The sequence below is a fragment of the Vibrio sp. Of7-15 genome, from assembly GCF_022347565.1.
Classification (GTDB): domain Bacteria; phylum Pseudomonadota; class Gammaproteobacteria; order Enterobacterales; family Vibrionaceae; genus NORP241.
In genome coordinates, this window is the sequence record NZ_JAKRGH010000001.1 from 604,595 (window position 1) to 625,677 (window position 21,083).

Genomic DNA, 21,083 nt, shown 5'->3' on the forward strand with positions numbered 1-21,083 from the left:
TACAAGGAAGTAAGAATAATGAGTACAAATGTAGATATTAATGAACGCCCAGCACCAGATGCATTATTGGTAGAAATTGCGCAATACGTTGTCGATACCGAGATTGAATCAACCGAAGCTTATAACACAGCCAGAAATTGCTTGATGGATACCATAGGTTGCGGTTTGCTAGCACTGCGCTTTCCTGAATGCACAAAACACATGGGACCTATTGTTCCTGGAACAACCGTGCAAAATGGGGCTCGTGTGCCAGGTACTTCTCATGAACTGGATCCGGTTACTGCTGCATTTAATATTGGTTGCATGATCCGCTGGTTAGATTTTAATGATACTTGGCTGGCGGCAGAGTGGGGGCACCCATCTGACAATTTAGGTGGAATTTTGGCCACTGCGGACTACTTGAGTCGTGTTGCTGTGTCTCAGGGGAAAGAGCCACTAACCATGCGTGATGTGCTAACGGCAATGATCAAAGCGCATGAGATTCAAGGTGTACTCGCTTTAGAAAACAGCTATAACCGTGTTGGATTAGATCATGTCTTGTTGGTTCGAGTGGCTTCGACTGCTGTCGTCACCAAGATGCTGGGAGGAACGAAAGAGCAGATTATTGATGCGGTGTCTCAAGCTTGGGTCGATGGTTGCTCACTTCGTACTTATCGCCATGCGCCTAATGCAGGATCACGAAAATCATGGGCAGCAGGAGACGCAACTTCACGTGCAGTACGCTTAGCCATGATCACCATGAAGGGAGAAATGGGATTACCATCGGTACTAACAGCACCACAGTGGGGTTATTATGATGTGCTGTTTAAAGGAGAGTCTTTTAAAGTTAATCAGTCATTTAATAGCTATGTTATGGAAAATGTGCTTTTTAAAATCTCATTCCCAGCAGAGTTCCATTCACAAACTGCGGTTGAGGCAGCGGTAACTCTACATGAACAAGTGAAAGATCGTATTGACCAAATCGAGAAGATTGAAGTCATCACTCACGAGTCAGCAATACGTATCATTTCCAAGGTGGGTGACTTGGCAAACCCAGCAGATCGCGATCATTGCTTGCAATATATGATAGCAGTGCCTCTTATATATGGTGATTTGATTGCAGAACACTATGAGGATAGCTTCCATCATGCTGATCCTCGCATTGATTTGCTACGCGAGAAAATGGAAATTATCGAAGACCCACGTTATAGCGCCGAATACTTGGAATCGGATAAGCGATCCATCGCGAATGCCATTCAAATTCATTTTTCTGATGGCACTTCAACGGAAAAAATTGAAGTGGAATATCCTATAGGGCACCGTCGTCGCCGTGAAGAAGGTATTCCAGTGCTTGAACAGAAGTTTCTGAGTAACTTAAATACTCGATTCCCTGTGGCTAAAAGCAATAACATTTTTGAATTGTGCTGTGATCAACAACGCTTAGAAGCGACTTATGTGAACGAGTTTATGGAGTTGTTTACGATAAACTAGTGCCTATTTAAATATTAATGCCGTTAAGCATGAGTACTACAAATCATTAAGGGTCAAAGCAGGCAGTTCGATGCGGCTGCCTGCTTCTTCTTGATAATAGTGTCCATTATTTAAACCCATGCTTTTTGAGTAGATGATCGTAAGTACCATTTTTTTTGATGATATCCAATCCTCTGTTGAAATCTTCGATGATTTTTTCTCCATCAGGAAGGCTTCTACCAACCATGATATAGATAGGTTGGGAGGCGAGTAAGGGTTTTAAAATTACAACTTTGTTTTTCTTATTACGGCGAATTTGGTTGTACTCGTATTTAAAAACAGGAATAGCCATCGCAATCATATCAACGCGATTTCTAAAGAGCTTACGCACATTCTGGGTAGAGCTGATGACAGGATCTTTGTTTAAGTAGGTCGCGGAATCAAACTCTTCTCCATAAGACCAGTCATCGCCAACACCAATAGTGTATTTTTTTAAATCTTCCAATTGGTCGTATTGCACAATCCCGAGCTCTTCAAGAGCAATTAAGCCAATATCGATATCAAAAATAGGCTTACTGTAGCGATAGATTTTGTTTCTTTCCTCGGTATAGTAGGCACCAAGCAACACATCAGTATTTCCCTCTTTCACATTCTGCATAGCACGACGCCAAGAAAAAAACTGGATGTCTGTTGTATAGCCAGCTTCTTTAAATGCGGTATCCACGATTTCATTAACGATGCCGTTGTTTAAAAGAGTATCACTGTAAAATGGCTCCCAAGCTACCGATTCCATGGTTATTTCACGAGAATACGTGGTAATGGAGCAGAAAATAAGCAGTAAAGGAAGCAGAGCTTTCATTAGTAAGTAACCGTTGTAGCAAATAGGAATACTTATAGTGTAGTCAATGTCAGAAACAGGCTTTTGAGATTTGAAGTTACTTAAAGCCGTGCTTTTTTAATAAATGATCATAAGTGCCATCGGCTTTGATGGCTTTTAATCCACGATTAAAATCTTCGATGATCTGCACACCATCTTTCAAGTTTCGCCCGACCATGATGTGTAAAGGTTGACTGGTTATGAGGGGAGATAAAATGACAATCTCATCATTCTTATTGTGCTTTAGCATGTTACGTTCATAGTGGAATACAGGAATGGCCATCGCGATTAGGTCGACTCGATTTCGAAAGAGTTTTTTGACGTTCTGTGTAGAGCTGATCACCGTTTCCTTTTTTAATGGTGCTTTATCAAACTCTTCTCCATAAGACCAATCATCACCAATACCTATGCTGTAACCTTTTAGATCATCTAATTTGCGGTAATGTGTCAGGTTTAAAGATTTTAAAGCGATAAAGCCGATATCGATATCAAAGATAGGATCGCTAAAGCGATAGTTTTTATCTCTTTCTTTAGTGTAATAAGCCCCGACTAGAACATCCACATCACCCGCTTTTACATTTCTCATGGCTCTGCGCCACACCACAAAGCGAACAGCTGTATCATGTCCAACACGCTGAAAAGCTCGGTTAACAATTTCCACAATGACACCATTGTTAAGTAAGGTGTCATTATAAAAAGGCTCCCAAGAGGTTGTTTCCATTGAGATTTGTCTAGCGTGTAACCCTGAAGATATGAAAGCCAGAATTAACAAAACCAATACTTTCATGGTGTTCACTCAAAACTATTTTGCTCTTAACAAGTGTAGTCAATTTACAGGATAGGTTTATTTAGTGGCTTCTCAAACTTGTACAGATGTCATTGGGTGGTTTATCTCAAGTTGTTACTCAAGTCTCTTCTTGTGTCCCGAAATTTGGAAAATTCAGATGATGTTGCGTCTGTAGTGTATGCAATTCTCAATAAGAAGATAGAATGATATGCAGTAAGTTATGGTGGCCTTCATTACGATGAGGGGTATGCCTTAGATATAAAAGAAATTATTTGAGATCGGCATGGGAGTGTTGATGAATCGATTTTTGTATGTATTTATTCTGTCTTTATCATGCTTTTGGGTAAGTCCTTTCACATATACCACTATAAAAAGTTCCGGGCTGAGTATTACTTCTCCACTTTTGTGTGTAGCGACATTAGTACAAGGAGGTGAATAATGAATTATTTTATTCATCGTCTATCTTTGCGCCAAAAATTGTCTATTCCCATCCTTGCGTTTACTTTTTGCGTTTTTTGCAGTTTCCAAATTTACACTTATTACACCACCATCGAATATGAAAAGAAGAGCTTAATTGAACGGGTACAAGTGCTTGCTAATGGGGTGGCTGTAAACATGCAAGCGGCTTTATTATTTGATGATAAGTATGCAGCGGAAGAAGTATTATCGGCGTTTAAAGTGGATAAAGAAATTGTAAAAGTGGTGGTTTGGGACATAAAAAGTGATGAATCTTTTGTGACTTATCAAGAGCCATCTGTGAGCTTTATACAACCTAATGAGCTAGAAGCAGCAGAAATTCGAAGCGACGGGGTTAGTATTGGTAGTAATTTTCTTTATATCCTTCTTCCCGTTACAGTAGGTACTGAACAATTAGCAATGATGCGTATTACCGTGTCATTAGAGCGCTTTACTCAAGGTAAGCTGCGCTTATTTCAAACCAGTACACTTCTGTTCGTTATTTTATTGCTGTTAGGTTTGTGTTTAATTCAGCGAATTCAAAACTGGGTTATTACTCCAGTTACTGATCTTATTCATGCTATGAGAGGGGTGATTGAGCATCGTGGTGACTTTGTTCGACCAGTAGTAAGAACAGAAGATGAACTTGGAGAGCTGGTGGACTGCTTTAATACTATGTTGGATAAACTGCATGAGCGTGAGCGGCAAGTTCATTACACACTTGATAAGTTAGCAAAAGAAAAAGCTTACGCTGACGATGTTATTCAAACTGTTCAACATGCTTTGTTAGCGGTAAATAACAAAGGAACGGTGGACCTAGCCAATGAAGCTTCTGGGCGGGTATTTAAGCAATCTCCAACTGATCTCATTGATCAGAGTTTTTTATCTATTGTTAATCCATCGGAACCAGATAAAAACTTACTTCAACAAGCCTTTCACGGTACGATTTTTTTAGACGATACTTTCATTACATCGACTGATTCGTTTGGAAAAAGTATTACTTATAGTATGTCTTCAAAAAGGTTAGCGGATAAAGAACAGATTTTATTTGCTATTGAAGACGTAACGGAAAAACAACGAGCCATTAGAAGGCAAAAGTTGGCTGCGGGTGTTTTTGAAAATAGCCAAGATGGTTTGATTATTTTAACGCCTGAAGGGGTGGTTACAATGACAAACCCAGCTGTCACGAGGTTGCTTGGTTATAGTCAGCAAGAGCTACATGGGAAAAAATTACGCTCTGTTTTTGAATGTCAGCAGTTTGCTGCATTAGCCGATGATATTGCAGAGTCGCTAGAAAGGTATGGTCAATGGCAAGGAGAGCTATGGGAGCGCCATAAAAATGGAGGCTTGGTCCCGATGTTTGTTAAAGCAACCAAAATTCATGCTGAACAACATACCGAAGAAGATAGTATTGTATTAATGGCTTCTGACATGAGTACAGTTAAAGAAGTCGAGCGTTTAGATCATATGGCTCATCATGATTCATTAACGGGCTTAGCCAATAGAGCCAAATTACATCAAGTTCTTGATAAGACAATTCATGCTCACTTAAATACTCATGCTCAATTTGCTGTACTGTATTTGGATCTGGATGGTTTTAAATTAGTTAATGATACATTTGGCCATGATGCCGGGGATTTAGTGCTTAAAGCGGTGGCTCAACGATTATGTGAGTCGGTAAGAAGTACCGATACTGTGGCTCGATTAGCGGGTGATGAATTTGTTATTTTAATTGATTATGTGGATAACGAAAAACACATTAAAGCTCTTGTGACACGTATGCTGGAATCATTGAAAAAGCCTATGTTTTATAAAAATGAAGCCATGTTTGTTGGAGCAAGTATCGGGGTTAATATTGTTACGGGCGGGAAGCGTTACTTACAAGACGAATTACTCAAGGCGGCTGATGGTGCCATGTATCATGCAAAAATGTCCGGGAAAGGGCGTTACCATATGATTCATTTCTCTTCAGACAATAGTGAAAATAAAAACTATGGTGATGAGATAGTATCAAATAAGTGTTAAATGGCTGTTTTCTTGTATATAAACTAAAATTATCGAGTAAACTACTTTTAGATTTTTACAGATTAGGTATTTAATGATGCGTGTATTAGTTACAGGTGGTATGGGTTACATCGGAAGTCACACTTGTATTCAAATGATCGAAGCTGGTATGACACCAGTGATTTTAGATAACCTAGATAACAGTAAACAAACGGTTTTAGAAAGAATTGAAGCTGTTTCAGGGACTAGGCCGCTGTTCTATCAAGGGGATGTTCGAGATAAGTCTTTCTTAAATCATGTTTTTTCTGAACAACAAATCGATGCTGTGATTCACTTTGCTGGCTTGAAAGCCGTGGGTGAGTCTGTTGAAAAGCCGTTGGAGTATTACGATAATAACGTTAATGGCACATTGGTTTTAGTTGATGCTATGCGCGAAGCGGGTGTTACTTCGTTAGTCTTCAGTTCGTCGGCAACTGTATATGGCGATCCTGCGTCTGTTCCCATTAAAGAAGATTTTCCAACCAGTGCGACTAACCCATATGGTCGCAGTAAGCTAATGGTGGAAGAGTGCTTAACGGATTTCCAAAAAGCCAACCCAGATTGGAGCATTACACTGCTGCGTTACTTTAACCCTGTTGGTTCCCATCCTTCAGGTCAATTAGGTGAAGACCCACAAGGTATTCCTAATAATCTAATGCCGTTTGTGTCTCAAGTGGCAGTTGGTCGTCGTGAATTTTTATCTGTATTTGGCAGCGATTACCCAACAAAAGACGGGACTGGTGTGCGTGATTATATTCATGTTCTTGATCTGTCAGATGGCCACTTAGCGGCGTTAAATCGCGTAGGCAACAAGGCTGGTTTACATGTTTATAACCTTGGCACAGGTAATGGTTATAGTGTGCTTGACATGGTAAAAGCGTTTGAAAATGCTTCTGGGAAAGAAGTAGCTTATAAGCTGGTGGATCGTCGTCCAGGAGATATTGCGGAATGCTGGGCAGCACCAGAAAAAGCAGCGTCAGAGCTTGGTTGGAAGGCGCGCCGTGGTCTCGATGAAATGACACAAGATACGTGGCGTTGGCAAGAAGCTAACCCTCATGGTTATCCAAATAGTTGATAAAATTGATTGATTTATAAAGGGCCATGTTTAGGCCCTTGTTGCATTTGTTTTATTAAATTGTATCGATATTGCTCACAAATTATTATGTGCGCTCGAACTCACAATCAATTGTATGATAGATTTGCGGTGCTTGTTGATTAGTGGTTTAAAATTTGTTTAAAACGGGGAGTGTTGGTGATGGAAATTGTTTTATTAGTTGCATTTATTGTTGTTGCAGCGGTTATTGTTAAAAAAGAGATGTCAGACAAATAGGACATGCTGACGGTGTTATCACCTCATTTTATACAATAAATGTGGCCTTATGCTTTTAAAGGTTGTGATACCCAGAATTGTACTTTTCAGCGTCATTATTGGCTTATGTATTTCTTTAGCACCTATTTCTGGCCAACTGTACCTTAAGCATCAAATTAAGAATGACACCGCCCAGCTTTTTTCTAGTTATAGAGAGCAATATAATACCTACCTTGATAATATTGCTTTATTAAGCAGTTCATTTTCATACACTTGCACACCTGAAGATCTTCATCGTCTACGAAAACTGGTTTATACGGATCTTACTGTTCGTCGAATTTCATTAAATCTTGCTAATGGTGTCCAATGCTCTAGTCATGATGATGTATTGGGTAATTCAAAGTTCAAACTGCTTGAGCCTAATTTTAAAAAAGATCTTTCTTTATGGGTCACTAATTACCCGAATCAAGAAGATAATGTGCTTGTTGTAAAAGAAAAAACACCAAAAGGTGAATTGATTATTTACCTTGAACCTTTAGTAATGAGCGCACTAAGTCATAAATATTGTTCAGCCTGTTTATTAACCTCCATTTACAGCTTATCTAACCCAACAATCGTATATTGGCGGGGAGAGCATCAACTTTTTAGTCAGCCAGCTTTACTCAACTATAACATTAACGACTCCATCATTTTATCTGCACGGGCTTCACGTGAACTTATTCAAAAATACTGCGATCTAGCCATGATCCCTTTGGCTATGTTGGGGATTATCATTACGTTGTTGCTCCTCTCCTTGCAAAAAAGCTTACTTCAACGAAAAGTGTCAATTTATTCTGTTATAGAGAGAGCCTTGATAAAAAATGAATTTGTGCCTTATTATCAGCCTATTGTAAATACACAGACAAATGCACTTTATGGATGTGAGGTATTAGCGCGTTGGAACCGAATTGGAAAGAGTATTATCCAACCAGATGAATTTATCCCGTACGCTGAAAATAGTGGTCAAATTAAACCTTTAACTCACCAGCTAATGAAAAAAGCGATCAGAGAGTTAAGTGAATTAGGCTGGCAAGAGACAGCTCATGTCTTAACGATTAATGTAATACCTGATCAACTGGAGTGTGAGCAACTTGCTGAGCAGTTAGCTGAATTACTGAAAAATCATAAAATGTCGTCGACCCAAGTTTCTTTTGAAATTACTGAGCGTAAACGATTTAGTGATATTACTGCGGCGTCTGCGGTGATCGATAAACTTCGTTTACAAGGTGTCGAAGTTAAACTTGATGATGTTGGGACAGGATATGGTGGATTTGGTTATATTCAATCTTTGAACCTTCGGAGTATGAAAATAGACAAGATGTTTGTTGAAACGATTGGCACCAGCGATTTGAAACTCTCAGTATTGGATTCCATCATTGCTTTTGGACAGCAATCTGGCATGGAGATGATTGCAGAAGGGGTCGAGACACAAGAGCAATCAGAATATTTGAGTGAGAGAGGGGTGTACTTACAGCAAGGGTTTTTATTTGGTAAACCAATGCCTGTAGAGCAGTTTTCTCAATATAGTATTTAATAGTCAAAACTAAAAAGGCTTCTGAAAATCTCAGAAGCCTTTTTTACTCACAGTATGATTTGTTTAGAAATCGTATTTTACTGAAATTGAGTAATTACGTTCTGCCTGAGAGTTGTCTTTAAATAGTTCATCATCTCCACGAACGTCATTCCAGCGGTAGTATTCTTTATCTGTTAGGTTAAAGACACCGGCTCGAATTGTTACATCTTTCACTGGCTTATAGTAAGCGGTTAAGTCAAGAACTGTCGCACTAGGCAGCTCAACTTGATCTGCTTTACCGCCGTTATTTTCGTCAGTATTTATATCACGACGTGATTTATCAGCTGTGTAGTTTAACTTCAGGCTTGTACCCCAATTGCGACTTGGTGCATCAAAGTTTAATGCCAGTACTGCATTCCATGGGTTAACACTATTTAGCGCATTACCTTTTCCGTCTTCACCTTCAGTGTAAGAAGCAACAAAGTTTGTGGATAGGCCGTCAGGAGCCCCAACAAGCTCATTCCATAAAATTTGGTTAGATAGTTCGATACCTTTAATCTTTGCTGACTCAATGTTTACATAAGAATAACGAGTCAAAGTACCTGTTTTTTCAGTGATAACTTGCTCGATGAACTTATCGTAATCACTGTAATAGACAGCAAATTCTGAAGAGGTCGCTTGTGTTCGGTGACGGTAGCCTAGTTCATAAGATAGGCTTGTTTCAGACTTTAGGTTAGGATTCGGGTCGTTCACATATCTGTGGGCAGGGTTATCATAAGTGTAGTAGAGCTCATCAAATGAAGGCGCTCTGAAACCTTGGCTTACCTGACCGAAGACAGTACCTGAGTCTGTTGCTTGGTAAGTCGCACCGATACGCCCAGTTACTGCTGAATCACTGAATTTTTCTAGTTTTTCGCCTGTATTATCGCCTGGATCTGTTGAAAAATGATCAAATCGAACACCAGGAGTTATAACGAGTTTATCATTAGCTAAAGCGATCTCGTCTTGTAAGAAGAAACCAAATTTTTGTTCTTTTGCATCTGGTGTATAAACGTAGATCTTATCAGCAGTAGCGGGATCGGAGTTGTACTCCATATTGGTATTACTGATGTCGCTATGTGTGTAAGAAAGGCCATAAACTAAATAATGGTTATTAATTTCTTTATCTAGCTGAGATTCAAGCTCGACTTTATCTTCCTTGTAAACATAATCTTTTGTTTGGTTATTGTCATTGTTAGCAGGTACCCATGGTGGTCTACCGGCACTTGCTGGTTGGAATCGCTTAGTCACACCGTTTTCATCTTTAGCAATATAAGATGCTTTGCTGGTTATGGTATCTGCAAATGGTGAATCAGCGAACCAAATATGCTTAATTGCAAAGCGATTTTGTTTGGTTTCATCTTCACCAGTAAAACTAGGGTAGGATGAATGGTGAATATCTGAGTCTGTTGTGTCTTGGATTAATTCAGCAAGAAATTCGATGCGGTGATTATCATCAACTTGGTATTGCAGCTTCACCAGTAAGTTATTCGCAGCGGTATCTTGTGAATCAATTGAATAGTTTTGAAGGTTATTTTGATCACGGAAGTTCTGAACATCTTCACCATCGCGACGTGTGAATGCGATTAAAGTTTCTAGATCACCGAAGCGATTTGCTAGAGCTACATGCTCACTGAATGATTTATCTTCAGAAGAGTAGGTCAGTTTAACTTGACCACCTAAATCTTCACCGTCTTTTAGGAAATCACTTGGATCTTTCGTTTCAAAGGCAACAACGCCCCCAATAGCATCACTACCGTGTAAACTTGATGCCGCGCCTTTGACTATTTCAACACTTTTTAGCATGTCTGGATCAATCGTGATAGCACTAGAATTGATAAAGCTGTACGGGCCACCATCAAATGAGCCAGGCTGGGATGATCCATCAACAAGAATTTTTACTCGCTTTCCTTCCATTCCACGAATGTTAATGGTTTGGGCACCTTGGCGAGGGCTGGAATTCATGGTTACACCAGGCGTATATTCAAAAACCTCTTCAACGCTCTTAGCCATATTTTCTTCAATTTCTTTATCAGAAATAACGGCTACAGAAGCGGCTGTGTTTTCGATGGTTTGATTTGTACGTATTGCAGAGACAACAACCTCATCAAATTGGGTGTGCTCTTCTGCTAAAACTGGGCTAGAAAGGGAGGCTAGAATAGAAGTTACGAGGAAACTTTTCTTGTAAGACATCGTGTTTTTCCGTAAATACAAATGGATAACTTATCGTTGGTTGTGCGCATAATAGATCAATGAGAATGATAATGGCTATCATTAATTTTATTACTTAGGTTTTATTTTTGACGATATTTAATCGTATGCCTGCCAATATGTATTAAAATCATTGTCTTAGAATTTTTTTAATTTTAGGTATTCAGGGTGTAAATGTATGAAAAATGAGATTCAGATCACGTACGATGCTTTATATATTTTTCTAGAAGACCTATGTCAGGAAGGATAAACTGTCGTTATTAAATACTTATGTTAAGGAAGATTGTGAGTCAGTTATTGTCGTTTGAGGCTTTGGTTGTATTAGATGCGATTGATCGCAGGGGGAGTTTTGCAGCGGCGGCTGAAGAGCTGAATCGAGCACCATCTTCTTTGAGTTATCAAGTTCAAAAATTAGAACAAGACTTAGATTTAATGATTTTTGATCGTTCGGGGCATAGGGCTAGTTTTACAAAAGCAGGCCAATTACTTCTTGATCGAGGCCGGATGCTAATTCATGCGGCGGAAGAAATCGTGGCTGATGCTAATGTGCTTGCTCATGGTTGGGAGTTAGATCTAACGATTGCGTTTGATGGTCTAATTTGTGCTTCTGAATTGTTTCCTATGGTGGAATTATTAGGGAAGAAGTCTAAAACGAGAGTTAAATTACAAGAAGAAATTCTCGCGGGATGTTGGGAGGCTCTTACTCAAGATCGAGCCGATATACTGATTGCTCCAATGCCGATGGTGGTTCCTTCGGAAGTTAAAATTGAGGCAATAGGTAAAATTGACAGCATATGGGTTGCCGCTCCTGAACATCCAATTCATTCAGAGCCGGAGCCTTTATTACCAGAAACTCGGGCGAAATACCGAGGAATAGCAGCCGCAGATACAGCACGACAAGCACCGCCACTGAGCCATAATTTATTAGATGAGCAGCCTAGATTAACGGTATCGTGCATGAGTGCCAAAAAAGATGCCATTGTCGCAGGCTTAGGCATAGGAACTCTTCCAACAAAGATGATTAAGCCATTGATTGAAAGTGGAGCGCTAAAAGTGATTCATGGCGCTGAAGAATCTGGTATTGAGTTAGTGATTGCTTGGCGAAGAAATAGGATGGGTAAGGCCAAGAGCTGGTGTGTAAATTATCTTAAAAAACATGGGGTATAATTCGAAATGAAGTTAATGAGTTTACTTTGGCTCATTAACTTCATTAAGTCGTTTTTATTGCAGAGGCAGTAACATATCTACTACACCATCTTCCATTTGAATATCGATTTTAAACCCAACCTTTTGAGCGAGCATGATCATGCCTCGGTTAGAAGGCATGGTCATTCCTGAGATCTGTTTAGTTCCATGATCCTTACAATATTGGATGATTTTATTCATCAGTATCTTGCCTAACCCTTGTTCTTTTAAATCAGACCGGACAAGAATCGCAAATTCCGCATCGATGTTTTCGGGGTCAGCTAAAGCTCGGGCGACACCAAGTATACGTTCTTTATTGTTTACCATTTGAACTGCCACAAAGGCCATTTCTCTGTCGTAATCAATTTGAGTTAAATTGGCTAGTGCTTCATGGTTGAGCTCACCAACATCGGAGAAAAAGCGTTTATAAAGATCTTCTACAGAAACGTGCGAAATAAATTCTTTATGGTTTGGTTCATCTTCAGGAAGAATCGGCCGTAATAACACTTCGGCATCGTTACGTAGGACAGTGTTTTCTTCTAAGTGGTTGGGGTAAGGTCTGATCGCTAGTCTGCTGTGTGAGTCACCAATAAATGGTTCTATATTGACCGATGCATCGATAATGGTGAAGTCGTTGCCAGTAGCTAACAGAGGGTGAATGTCTAGCTGAGTAATTTCAGGGCAATCAATGATCATTTGAGACAGCTTGACTAAAAACTCACATAAGCCAGTGATGCTCATTTTTTGTGGTAAATTTTGATTACGTATTTTGCCTGTTTTTATCGCATTAATAACTAAGTAGCGTGCTAGAGCCATATTAAGTGGCGGAATAGCCACAGCAGCATCTTTAGTGATATCCCATTCGGAGCCGCCTTCACCGAGCAAGATCACAGGGCCAAAAACGGGGTCGGTTTTCACGGTTATGCGTAGTTCTTGTGCGCCAGCTCGGTGAGCCATTCCTTGGACGAGCAAGCCTTGAATGCGGGCTTTGGGGTAGGTAAGAGCAACACGATCAAGTATGGCGTGGGCGGCATTGGCTACTTCATTGGCACTGCGCAAATGGAGCATAACTCCCTGTACATCCGACTTATGCTGAATATCCGGAGAACGCAGTTTTACCGCAACAGGGTAACCAATTTGTTCAGCAACCAGTACCGCTTCGGATGGATCAGAGGCAATCCAGGTTCTTAACGTAGAAAATGCATAAGACTCGAATAAAGAGGTGACTTGGTGGCTATCTAGCTGCTTTAGCCCTTCCGTTAAACATTGGCTTAGCCATTTTCTTGCTTTAGCCACATCTTGCTTTGGTATATGTCCAGTGGAGACAGGAGTTTCCATTAGTTGCTTTTGGTTACGTCTGTACTCCACAAGGTGCATGAAGGCAGACACCGCACTTTCTGGTGTTCGGTAAGTTGGATATCCTGCATCAGTAAATAAGTTTCTCGCCTCTTTAGACGTTTGTTCACCTGACCAATTAGTCAGAATATTATAGTGACGGCTTTTGGGGTGGTCTTTGATTAGCTCAATGATTTTTTTGGCTGAATCGGTGGAGGGGGCAATAGCAGAGGGGCAATGCATGATAAGCAGCGCATCAAAATCGTCGCTGTCGAGTAAAATGTTCAATGCCTTACAGTAGCGATCACAATCTGCGTCTCCGACGAGATCGATTGGATTTGTGCGTGACCAGCTTTTAGGAAGTAACGCGTTTAGTTTTTGAGTGGTTGTTTCACTTAATGCTGCAAGCTTACCACCTCGTTCAATTAAGGCATCGACGGCCATGATTGCTGGGCCACCGCCATTTGTGATGATAGCGAGTCTTTCGCCTCTTAACGGTACGGAATGGGCAAGTGTTTCTACGGCGGCAAAGAGCTCATGAGTATTTGATACGCGGAGCATACCAGCACGCCTTATGGCAGAATCGTACACCGCATCTAAGCCTATTTCTCCCCCCGTATGTATGTGCGCAGCATCACTTCCTGCTTTTGTTCGTCCGCTTTTAACCACCAGAATGCGGCGATTTCGTGAAGCAGCACGAGCAGCCGACATAAAGCGTCTAGCGTCTTTAACTGAATCGACATAGAGAAGAATCGCATCGGTTTTACTGTCGGTACATAAGCAATCTAAGAGCTCAGCGAAGTTGATATCACAAGCGTCACCTAAAGATATGAAAGTAGAGAAACCGATTTTCTTTTCATTAGCCCAGTCGAGAATGGTGGTACATACGGCAGCGGATTGTGAAACAAAAGCAATTTTTCCAGGAAGGGCTTTGATAGGAGAAAAAGAGGCGTTCAAATTAAGCCAAGGTAGAATGATCCCCATGCTGTTTGGACCTAAAAGTCGCATGTTATACTTCTTCGCAATGGCCTGCATTTCTTGCTGCTCGGAAATCCCCTCACTATTTGTATTAATGGCCATTTCCGCAGAGAGAATAAGGGCCGTTTTTGCACCTTTTTCACCTAGTTGTCTGATAATTTGCGGATTACGATGAGCATTTGTACACAGAATAGCAAGATCAGGAGAAATGGGTAAGTCATCAACACTGGCGTATGCCAGAACTCCTCGGACTGATGCGTATTTGGGTGTCACTGGCATAATAGGGCCTTGAAAGCCATCAGATAACAAGTTCTTCATGACTATGTTGCCAGTTCGGTATGGCGTATCTGAAGCACCAATAACTGCGATTGATTGAGGTTTTAAGAGTTTATCCAGCCCGCGCATTCATCATCCTTACATCAATAAGCACCTAGTAAAATATCTTACGCGTAAAATATCATAGTGGGAGAATTCGATAGGTTGGTTGTGATCAATCACTAATAGATTTTTATACACAAAGAAAATAGATGGGAATACAAAGAGGAAAGTTGTGACTTATAACGGATAGTCATTGTGTAATCATGATCTTACACTTGATTGCTGTGCAGCATCGGGGCAGAATGATATCAACTCTCTTTGTAGGCAACATTTAACATGAAAAAAATTGTCACCCTAGCTCTAGCTGCTGTAATTACTGGTTGTGCAGGTGGTAGCTACACAACTCAAATTACATCAAATTCATCGGAAGAAACGTATAGCTTCGCTCAGGAAAAGCCGGTTGTTGAAATGGAACCTGTTATGGAGACAGCACCACCGCCTGTTGAAGTAATGGAGCCTATTGTTACTCATACGGCTGCTATGCCTCCAGTATCAAAAGAAGTGATTGTAAAAGATACGGTACCAGTAAATGGTGGCGTTAAAATTATGCCGCCAACGAAAAAGCAGATGGTTGAACACCGCCGCTTTGGTTACACGATTCAGGTAATGGCATTAAGTCACGATAAAGAAATTAAAAAACGTGCTCAAGTATTGCCAGGTAGCAACCCAATCTGGATGAACCAAAAAGAAGTCAATGGCTCACCTTGGTATACGATTTTGTATGGTGATTTTGCTACTAAACAGCAAGCGAAAGCCGCAATTGCTTCTTTACCTGCAAAAGTAAGAGCTTATGGTCCGTTTGTACGCAGTATCGATGACATTAAAAACTCAGCATACCCTAAAATGCAAAAGTTAAATTAAACATAAACAAAATTGATAAGGGGAGCTTCGGCTCTCCTTTTTTATAAAATAAAGAAATATATCCATTCAAATAGCATGTAGTACTAAGTATTTCCTCTATGATTATTTTTTAGTAGTAGAGAAGTCTGATTTTCTGGTATTTTACATGGTATTACTGACAGCCAATGCCATAGGTGATATCGATCTCTTGGTATGTGGTATGTTCAATGGTACATGGAATGATTAATTAGATGAGCAATATGAATATTTTACTCCTTTGTGGTGGAGGCAGTTCAGAGCATGAAGTGTCTTTGGTTTCAGCAAACTATTTAGAACAGCAATTGAATCAAACGGATGGATTCAATGTAATTCGTGTTGAAATACAATCATCAGGCTGGTTTTTAGCATCGAACAATCATCCATGCCAGTTCAGCCTCGACGGCACATTAACAGGGCTTAGTGATGGCACTGTTAATATTGATTATATTATTCCATGCTTACATGGCTTTCCTGGAGAAACTGGTGATATTCAATCTCTATTTGAATTGGCACAGGTGCCTTATTTGGGGTGTGATGCAGAATCAAGTGTGCATAGTTTTAATAAAATCACATCAAAGCTGTGGTATGACGCGCTAGAGATCCCAAATACTCCTTATGTTTTCTTAACGGAAAACACAACGGCTTCATACGAAAAAGCGCACAATGCGTTGAATCAGTGGGGAGCTCTTTTTGTTAAAGCTGCTTGCCAAGGCTCTTCGGTTGGTTGTTACCGTGTCACTAATAAGACTGAGCTTCAGGATGCAGTAGAAAAGGCATTTGGATTTTCAGAGCAAGTATTGGTTGAAAAAGCAGTGAAACCAAGGGAGCTTGAAGTGTCAGCTTACGAGTTTAATGGTGAACTTTTCATTACTAAACCAGGTGAAGTAAGCTGTCCTGACGGTGTGTTTTATACGTACGAAGAGAAGTACAGCAGTACGAGCCATTCAACAACGTCATTAGAAGCTGAAGGGTTAACACAGGAACAACTAGAGAAAATCGAACACTATGCGCGTAAAGTGTTTGTTCAGATGAAACTGAAAGATCTGTCTAGAATTGATTTCTTTTTAACAGAAGATAATGAGATTTTCTTGAACGAAGTAAATACGTTCCCTGGCATGACACCAATTTCAATGTTCCCGAAACTTCTAGAACATAATGGCCATGATTTCAAAGAGTTTTTAGCTCAGGCTGTACGTCGAAAATAGACATACTAGGTATCTAAATCAAGCAATTTTTAAGACCTTCATGAGTGCTCATCGTACTCATAGGGTCTTAAGCTTAATTATATAACTTATAGATATTTTATATATTCTGTCATTGTTGTTATACTGTGTTACACGGTGGTTATCTTTTGATGACATCGTGTGTTTTTCAAAGCAAGTTGAAATGGCAAACTAAGTGAAAGCTTAGGACGCAAAGCCTCCGGTCTAAGGGAAAGATTCTTACGATAGCGGGGTTACCAAGGCTGGCGAGTTTAACTCCCTCCTTAATGTTATAGCGCTGTATTACTGCCTTTTTAGCATGTTCTTTCTATTTTTATCCTCTGATTTTAAAAGGAAATGAAAATGCATACAGAAATCAAAAAAAATCTTATGGGAGGAGATTATGATTAGGCAGAGAACGTTAAAAACAATAGTTCAAGTGACAGGGGTTGGGCTTCATTCTGGTGAAAAGGTCACATTATCTCTAAGACCAGCTGCTGCTAATACTGGTGTCATATACCGACGTGTGGATCTAAACCCACCTGTAGATTTCTCTTCTGACCCATCTCTTATTCGTGATACAACTCTATGCTCCACCATGATAAATGATGATGGAGTGACGATTGCCACTGTTGAGCATCTCAATGCGGCATTAGCAGCTTTTGGCATTGATAACGTCATTGTAGAAATCGACGCTCCTGAAATTCCAATCATGGACGGCAGTGCCAATCCTTTCGTATACCTTTTGCAAACTGCTGGAATTGAAACATTAAATACACCTAAACGCTTTTTGCGTATTAAGGATGTAATTCGTGTTGAAGACGGAGATAAATGGGCAGAGTTCCATCCACATGAGGGGTTCCGATTAAATTTCACAATCGACTTTAAGCACCCTGCAATTGAAGATGATGAGCAAAATTTAATCTTTGATTTTTCATCTCAAGCATTTGTTGATTGTATTTCAAGAGCGAGAACATTTGGCTTTATGAGAGATATTGAATACCTACAAAGTCAGAATAAGTGCTTAGGAGGAAGCTTCGATTGCGCCATCGTACTGGATGACTACAATATTTTGAATAACGATGGCCTAAGATTCGAAGGAGAGTTTGTTAAGCACAAAATCCTTGATGCGATTGGTGACCTTTATATGTGCGGCCATAACATCATTGGTGAGATGAGGGCGTATAAATCTGGGCACGCTTTGAATAATCAACTACTACGAGCGGTTTTAGCTAATCAAGAAGCATGGGAATGGGTTACATTTGAAAATGAAACCACCTCGTCTGAACCATTTGCTTTACCAACAATGCTAACGGCTTAATATTTCTCTTCTTCTTAAATTGATGAAAGCTGGGTAATTAATCCCAGCTTTTTATTTTCTTAAATACTAGTTTACCTTTCTCACTGTTTTCTTTGTGTCCAAGGTATTGTGCTGGCATTACTGGGCTAACCCATCGCCCAAAAGATTGAATATCATGTAAGTTGTACCCTTGCTTTGCTAGCTCTCTTGTTGCACCAACACGTGTCGATTGACCAGAAAAGGCTTGCTCATTGGCTAGGCCCAGTTCATCACTGGCTCTACGAAATACTCGGTACAAAGAGGAATCATCCAGTGGTTTATCGCCGACATTTCCGTGTCTATCGAGTCGCCTGAAAATAGGGCCATACTCAATTCCAGAAGAGTCTAACCATCTTTTTAAAAAGGAAGAGGTATCATCGCTGAGCTGATAAGTGGTGAGCTCAATATTTAATGCCAAAGTTCCATCATTATTGTATTCAATTTGCCTAACATCGAGATCACCAGCTTCACGGCGTTTTAGCATGGTTTCAAACATGACATTCCATATGCATACATCTCGAATGTCTTTTAAAATGCTTGAATCAGCAAAACTGTTATTCAGGGCGAGTAGGTGATTGTGCGTAAAGGCGGCGGCCTGCTGACTATCGTCTTTCTTTTCTATTTGCAGAGATTTAACTAAAAAGCGAACCTGACGATGATTGGTAGGATCTTGTAATGAATGACACCGATGTAACAGTCCAATCGTGACTAAATATCTTTTTATGGTTGATAATTTTTTTGTTTGTGCTTGCTTTTCAATATAAAGTCTCACCGCTGTTACTGAAGCAGGTAAAGGAGACACTGATTTATCCAGACAAAATAGCAAAAAATTATTCCAATCGTTCTTCATTGAAATAAGAGAATTTTTTGCATATTGATGGTGAGTTAATACGCGTAATAGTTCTTCATCTTCCAGAAACTGTGAAAACTGAGTAAGACTTTTTTTCACTTGTTGCGGACAATCGATAGGAGCAATCTTTTTAGTCATCAAATTTTACCTAGTGCACTATAATTAGTGATAGCATAGTCAAATTTATTAATTATTTCATTATAAATGGCTACATATACAAAAAAAAATATGACAGAATAAAGTTAGCAGGTAAGCATACATTCTGTGTTTTTTTTGCTATAAATCATATAAGTACGCAGAACAGGAGATATCCATGGGCCGAGTTTATCATAAAGGGTATTGCATCGAAAATACTGGCGATGCAGAAGATGGTTGGAAAATACGAATCAAAAACCGAGTATTAACAGGGCATTTAGCTGCAGTTAAAAAAAGTATTGATTGGTGGTGTGATACTGCCTCTATTATCGACCCGAGTGAACTGGGTGATATGGGTGCAGAAGCCAAAGCTGAAAAAGAAGGTAAAAAACAGCAAGAAGAATATCTTGGCTATAATCTTCGAAATGATACTGGTGAACCAAAAGAATGGTATGTCATGCATGGTGGCCAATTGGTAAAAGGCTCATTAAAAGCCTTAAAAGGCTACATTGATAAATTACCAAAGAAAGAATAATCCTGTATGCTCTTTGTTACTCTCAATAAATTAACAACAGTTCGAGAAGAAAAATGACTTTAGTTTACTCCACAGGTGTTGGTCGAGTCACAGAAGAAAAAGCGCCAGTGCAACGTCCTAAAGGCGATGGTATTGTGAGAATCTCTCGCCAAACCAAAGGACGAAAAGGCAAAGGCGTTTGTATTGTTACTGGATTAGACCTAGATGATCCTCAGCTAAAGCTGGTTGCGGCAGAGCTTAAAAAAGTGTGTGGTTGTGGAGGTGCTGTTAAAGATGGCACGATTGAAATTCAAGGCGACAATAGAGATAAAATCAAACAACATCTTGAAAAGAAAGGACATACAGTTAAGCTTGCTGGCGGATAAAATATAAAAAGAGTAGGGCAGTAAATGATTACTGCCCTTATTTTTTAACTAAAAAGCCACACTACCATTTAGTGAAAATGTCGTCGTCGTAATATCATCATTTTCAGATAGAAGCACTTCAAAGCCTAAGCTTGGGCCTACGATCATACCTAACCGATACCCAAATCCGAGTTGGTATCCCCAGCCTTTTTCTGAATCAGTTCCATGTTCTAAGCTATAATATTCACCACCACCACGAAGGTAGGTATCTCCAATAATCAATGGCACATCAAATCGTAATCCTACTGGAATCGTATAAGATTTAAATGTTGTATTTGGGTTGGTCGCTGTAGAAAGATCGGCACTGGTTTCACTATACCCAGTATAGATACTGCTCATTGGGGCTACCTGATACCGTGCATTTACAGACCAAGTTATACCTGTTTCTTTCTGTTCTTTGTACTCAACTTGTGTAGTACCAGCACTAACATCAATAGCAAGTGGTAAAACTTCAGCATGACTTAGTATCGGAAATATGGAGACTGCAACTGCTCCAAGTAAGGTAATGGGTTTTGTTAAATGCATTGAAACCTCCATGTCATTCCATATTAATTAAGCATATATCAAAATTACGCAACTACTACTAAAATCTTTTTTAATTTACTAACTTACAGGCACTGTATTCTAGAATTTGTAATCCTAATCTTACAATACAGAAAGCTAAAAAGATTAGCTGTGAGGCTGAGCAACTTTGTTGGCCAGTCTCACAGATAGTGTTTATTAGCTATTTTATGGTAAATACCAATTATGGTTAAATTGTATAAACTTCTGATATCTCTTCAGAGTATGGAGTGGGTGATAGGAATACTAGAAGAGGCTATAAATAGATAAGCTTATACTTATACCGCCAAACTTAATTTAACATAACGTACATAATACGCACTCGCGTAAGTTATTGTAACATTTGGATTAAGGTCATCTATTTTGTAAACGCTGACTTATTTTTTCTATGTTCATCAACCAGTTATTCTCATTTCTTTGTATTTATCTCCATTTCAATTGTCTGTATCTATGTGTCCAGTAAATTGGGCACGCTTCGGACATTATGTCACTTTTGGCCGTTTCATCGCTTTTGTCGATTAAAACCCGATTTACCCATCGATAAAAACCATCAAAAGAAAAAAAGAATCGTGAGGTTTA

16 protein-coding genes and 1 riboswitch are annotated in these 21,083 nt (G+C 39.6%); of the genes, 10 read left to right on the forward strand and 6 right to left on the reverse strand.

The annotated features are described in order from the left end of the window. Positions 1-18: 18 nt before the first annotated feature. Positions 19-1,470 (forward strand): bifunctional 2-methylcitrate dehydratase/aconitate hydratase, encoded by a 1,452-nt coding sequence (locus tag MHO82_RS02415; RefSeq protein WP_239182246.1) that lies wholly within the window; start codon positions 19-21, stop codon positions 1,468-1,470. Positions 1,471-1,576: 106 nt separating this feature from the next. Here the strand turns inward: MHO82_RS02415 and MHO82_RS02420 are convergent, their stop codons facing one another. Together MHO82_RS02420 and MHO82_RS02425 are read right to left on the reverse strand one after the other, a co-directional pair. Then, complete coding sequence (locus MHO82_RS02420; RefSeq protein ID WP_239182247.1) at positions 1,577-2,308, reverse strand: transporter substrate-binding domain-containing protein; 732 nt, start codon at positions 2,306-2,308, stop codon at positions 1,577-1,579. 76 nt (positions 2,309-2,384) lie between these two features. After that, positions 2,385-3,113, reverse strand: coding sequence for a transporter substrate-binding domain-containing protein (locus MHO82_RS02425; protein ID WP_239182248.1), 729 nt, complete (start codon positions 3,111-3,113; stop codon positions 2,385-2,387). A gap of 438 nt (positions 3,114-3,551) precedes the next feature. Here MHO82_RS02425 and MHO82_RS02430 point away from each other — a divergent pair, with 438 nt between their 5' ends. From MHO82_RS02430 to MHO82_RS02440, 3 genes are all read left to right on the forward strand, one after another. Further along, on the forward strand, positions 3,552-5,594 hold the full coding sequence (locus tag MHO82_RS02430) for a diguanylate cyclase (RefSeq protein WP_239182249.1): 2,043 nt from the start codon (positions 3,552-3,554) through the stop codon (positions 5,592-5,594). A 76-nt stretch (positions 5,595-5,670) separates the two neighbouring features. After that, a complete protein-coding gene (gene galE, locus MHO82_RS02435; protein ID WP_239182250.1) occupies positions 5,671-6,687 on the forward strand; it encodes a UDP-glucose 4-epimerase GalE in 1,017 nt (338 codons plus the stop codon). A gap of 304 nt (positions 6,688-6,991) precedes the next feature. Next, positions 6,992-8,494: an EAL domain-containing protein gene (locus tag MHO82_RS02440; RefSeq protein WP_239182251.1), complete on the forward strand. Its 1,503-nt coding sequence runs from the start codon at positions 6,992-6,994 to the stop codon at positions 8,492-8,494. Positions 8,495-8,557: 63 nt separating this feature from the next. On the opposite strand, the gene MHO82_RS02445 is transcribed toward MHO82_RS02440, so the two are convergent. After that, complete coding sequence (locus tag MHO82_RS02445; RefSeq protein ID WP_239182252.1) at positions 8,558-10,705, reverse strand: TonB-dependent hemoglobin/transferrin/lactoferrin family receptor; 2,148 nt, start codon at positions 10,703-10,705, stop codon at positions 8,558-8,560. 303 nt (positions 10,706-11,008) lie between these two features. Between MHO82_RS02445 and MHO82_RS02450 the strand changes: the two genes are divergently transcribed. Then, complete coding sequence (locus tag MHO82_RS02450; protein WP_239182253.1) at positions 11,009-11,890, forward strand: LysR family transcriptional regulator; 882 nt, start codon at positions 11,009-11,011, stop codon at positions 11,888-11,890. A gap of 54 nt (positions 11,891-11,944) precedes the next feature. On the opposite strand, the gene MHO82_RS02455 is transcribed toward MHO82_RS02450, so the two are convergent. Further along, the gene (locus tag MHO82_RS02455) at positions 11,945-14,626 is read right to left on the reverse strand and encodes a bifunctional acetate--CoA ligase family protein/GNAT family N-acetyltransferase (RefSeq protein WP_239182254.1); all 2,682 of its coding nucleotides are present in this window, start codon (positions 14,624-14,626) and stop codon (positions 11,945-11,947) included. Positions 14,627-14,875: 249 nt separating this feature from the next. Between MHO82_RS02455 and MHO82_RS02460 the strand changes: the two genes are divergently transcribed. The 3 genes from MHO82_RS02460 (at position 14,876) to lpxC (ending at position 18,001) form a co-directional block, all read left to right on the forward strand. After that, a complete protein-coding gene (locus MHO82_RS02460; RefSeq protein ID WP_239182255.1) occupies positions 14,876-15,460 on the forward strand; it encodes an SPOR domain-containing protein in 585 nt (194 codons plus the stop codon). Positions 15,461-15,690: 230 nt separating this feature from the next. After that, positions 15,691-16,683 carry a D-alanine--D-alanine ligase gene (locus MHO82_RS02465; protein WP_239182256.1) on the forward strand — a complete coding sequence of 331 codons (993 nt, stop codon included), beginning with the start codon at positions 15,691-15,693 and terminating at the stop codon, positions 16,681-16,683. Positions 16,684-16,856: 173 nt separating this feature from the next. After that, positions 16,857-16,942, forward strand: a riboswitch (cyclic di-GMP riboswitch). A 141-nt stretch (positions 16,943-17,083) separates the two neighbouring features. Further along, on the forward strand, positions 17,084-18,001 hold the full coding sequence (gene lpxC / locus MHO82_RS02470; RefSeq protein ID WP_239182257.1) for a UDP-3-O-acyl-N-acetylglucosamine deacetylase: 918 nt from the start codon (positions 17,084-17,086) through the stop codon (positions 17,999-18,001). Between the two features lie 37 nt (positions 18,002-18,038). Here lpxC and MHO82_RS02475 read toward each other — a convergent pair whose 3' ends face one another. Continuing rightward, positions 18,039-19,007: a tyrosine-type recombinase/integrase gene (locus MHO82_RS02475; RefSeq protein WP_239182258.1), complete on the reverse strand. Its 969-nt coding sequence runs from the start codon at positions 19,005-19,007 to the stop codon at positions 18,039-18,041. Positions 19,008-19,182: 175 nt separating this feature from the next. On the opposite strand from MHO82_RS02475, the gene MHO82_RS02480 reads away from it, so the two are divergent. Both MHO82_RS02480 and yciH read left to right on the forward strand, forming a co-directional pair. Beyond that, positions 19,183-19,539 carry a DUF3319 domain-containing protein gene (locus MHO82_RS02480; RefSeq protein ID WP_239182259.1) on the forward strand — a complete coding sequence of 119 codons (357 nt, stop codon included), beginning with the start codon at positions 19,183-19,185 and terminating at the stop codon, positions 19,537-19,539. Between the two features lie 53 nt (positions 19,540-19,592). Continuing rightward, positions 19,593-19,904, forward strand: a complete 312-nt coding sequence (yciH, locus tag MHO82_RS02485; protein ID WP_239182260.1) for a stress response translation initiation inhibitor YciH — start codon at positions 19,593-19,595, stop codon at positions 19,902-19,904. A 48-nt stretch (positions 19,905-19,952) separates the two neighbouring features. Here the strand turns inward: yciH and MHO82_RS02490 are convergent, their stop codons facing one another. Further along, positions 19,953-20,468: an outer membrane beta-barrel protein gene (locus MHO82_RS02490; protein WP_239182261.1), complete on the reverse strand. Its 516-nt coding sequence runs from the start codon at positions 20,466-20,468 to the stop codon at positions 19,953-19,955. Between the last annotated feature and the right edge of the window lie 615 nt (positions 20,469-21,083).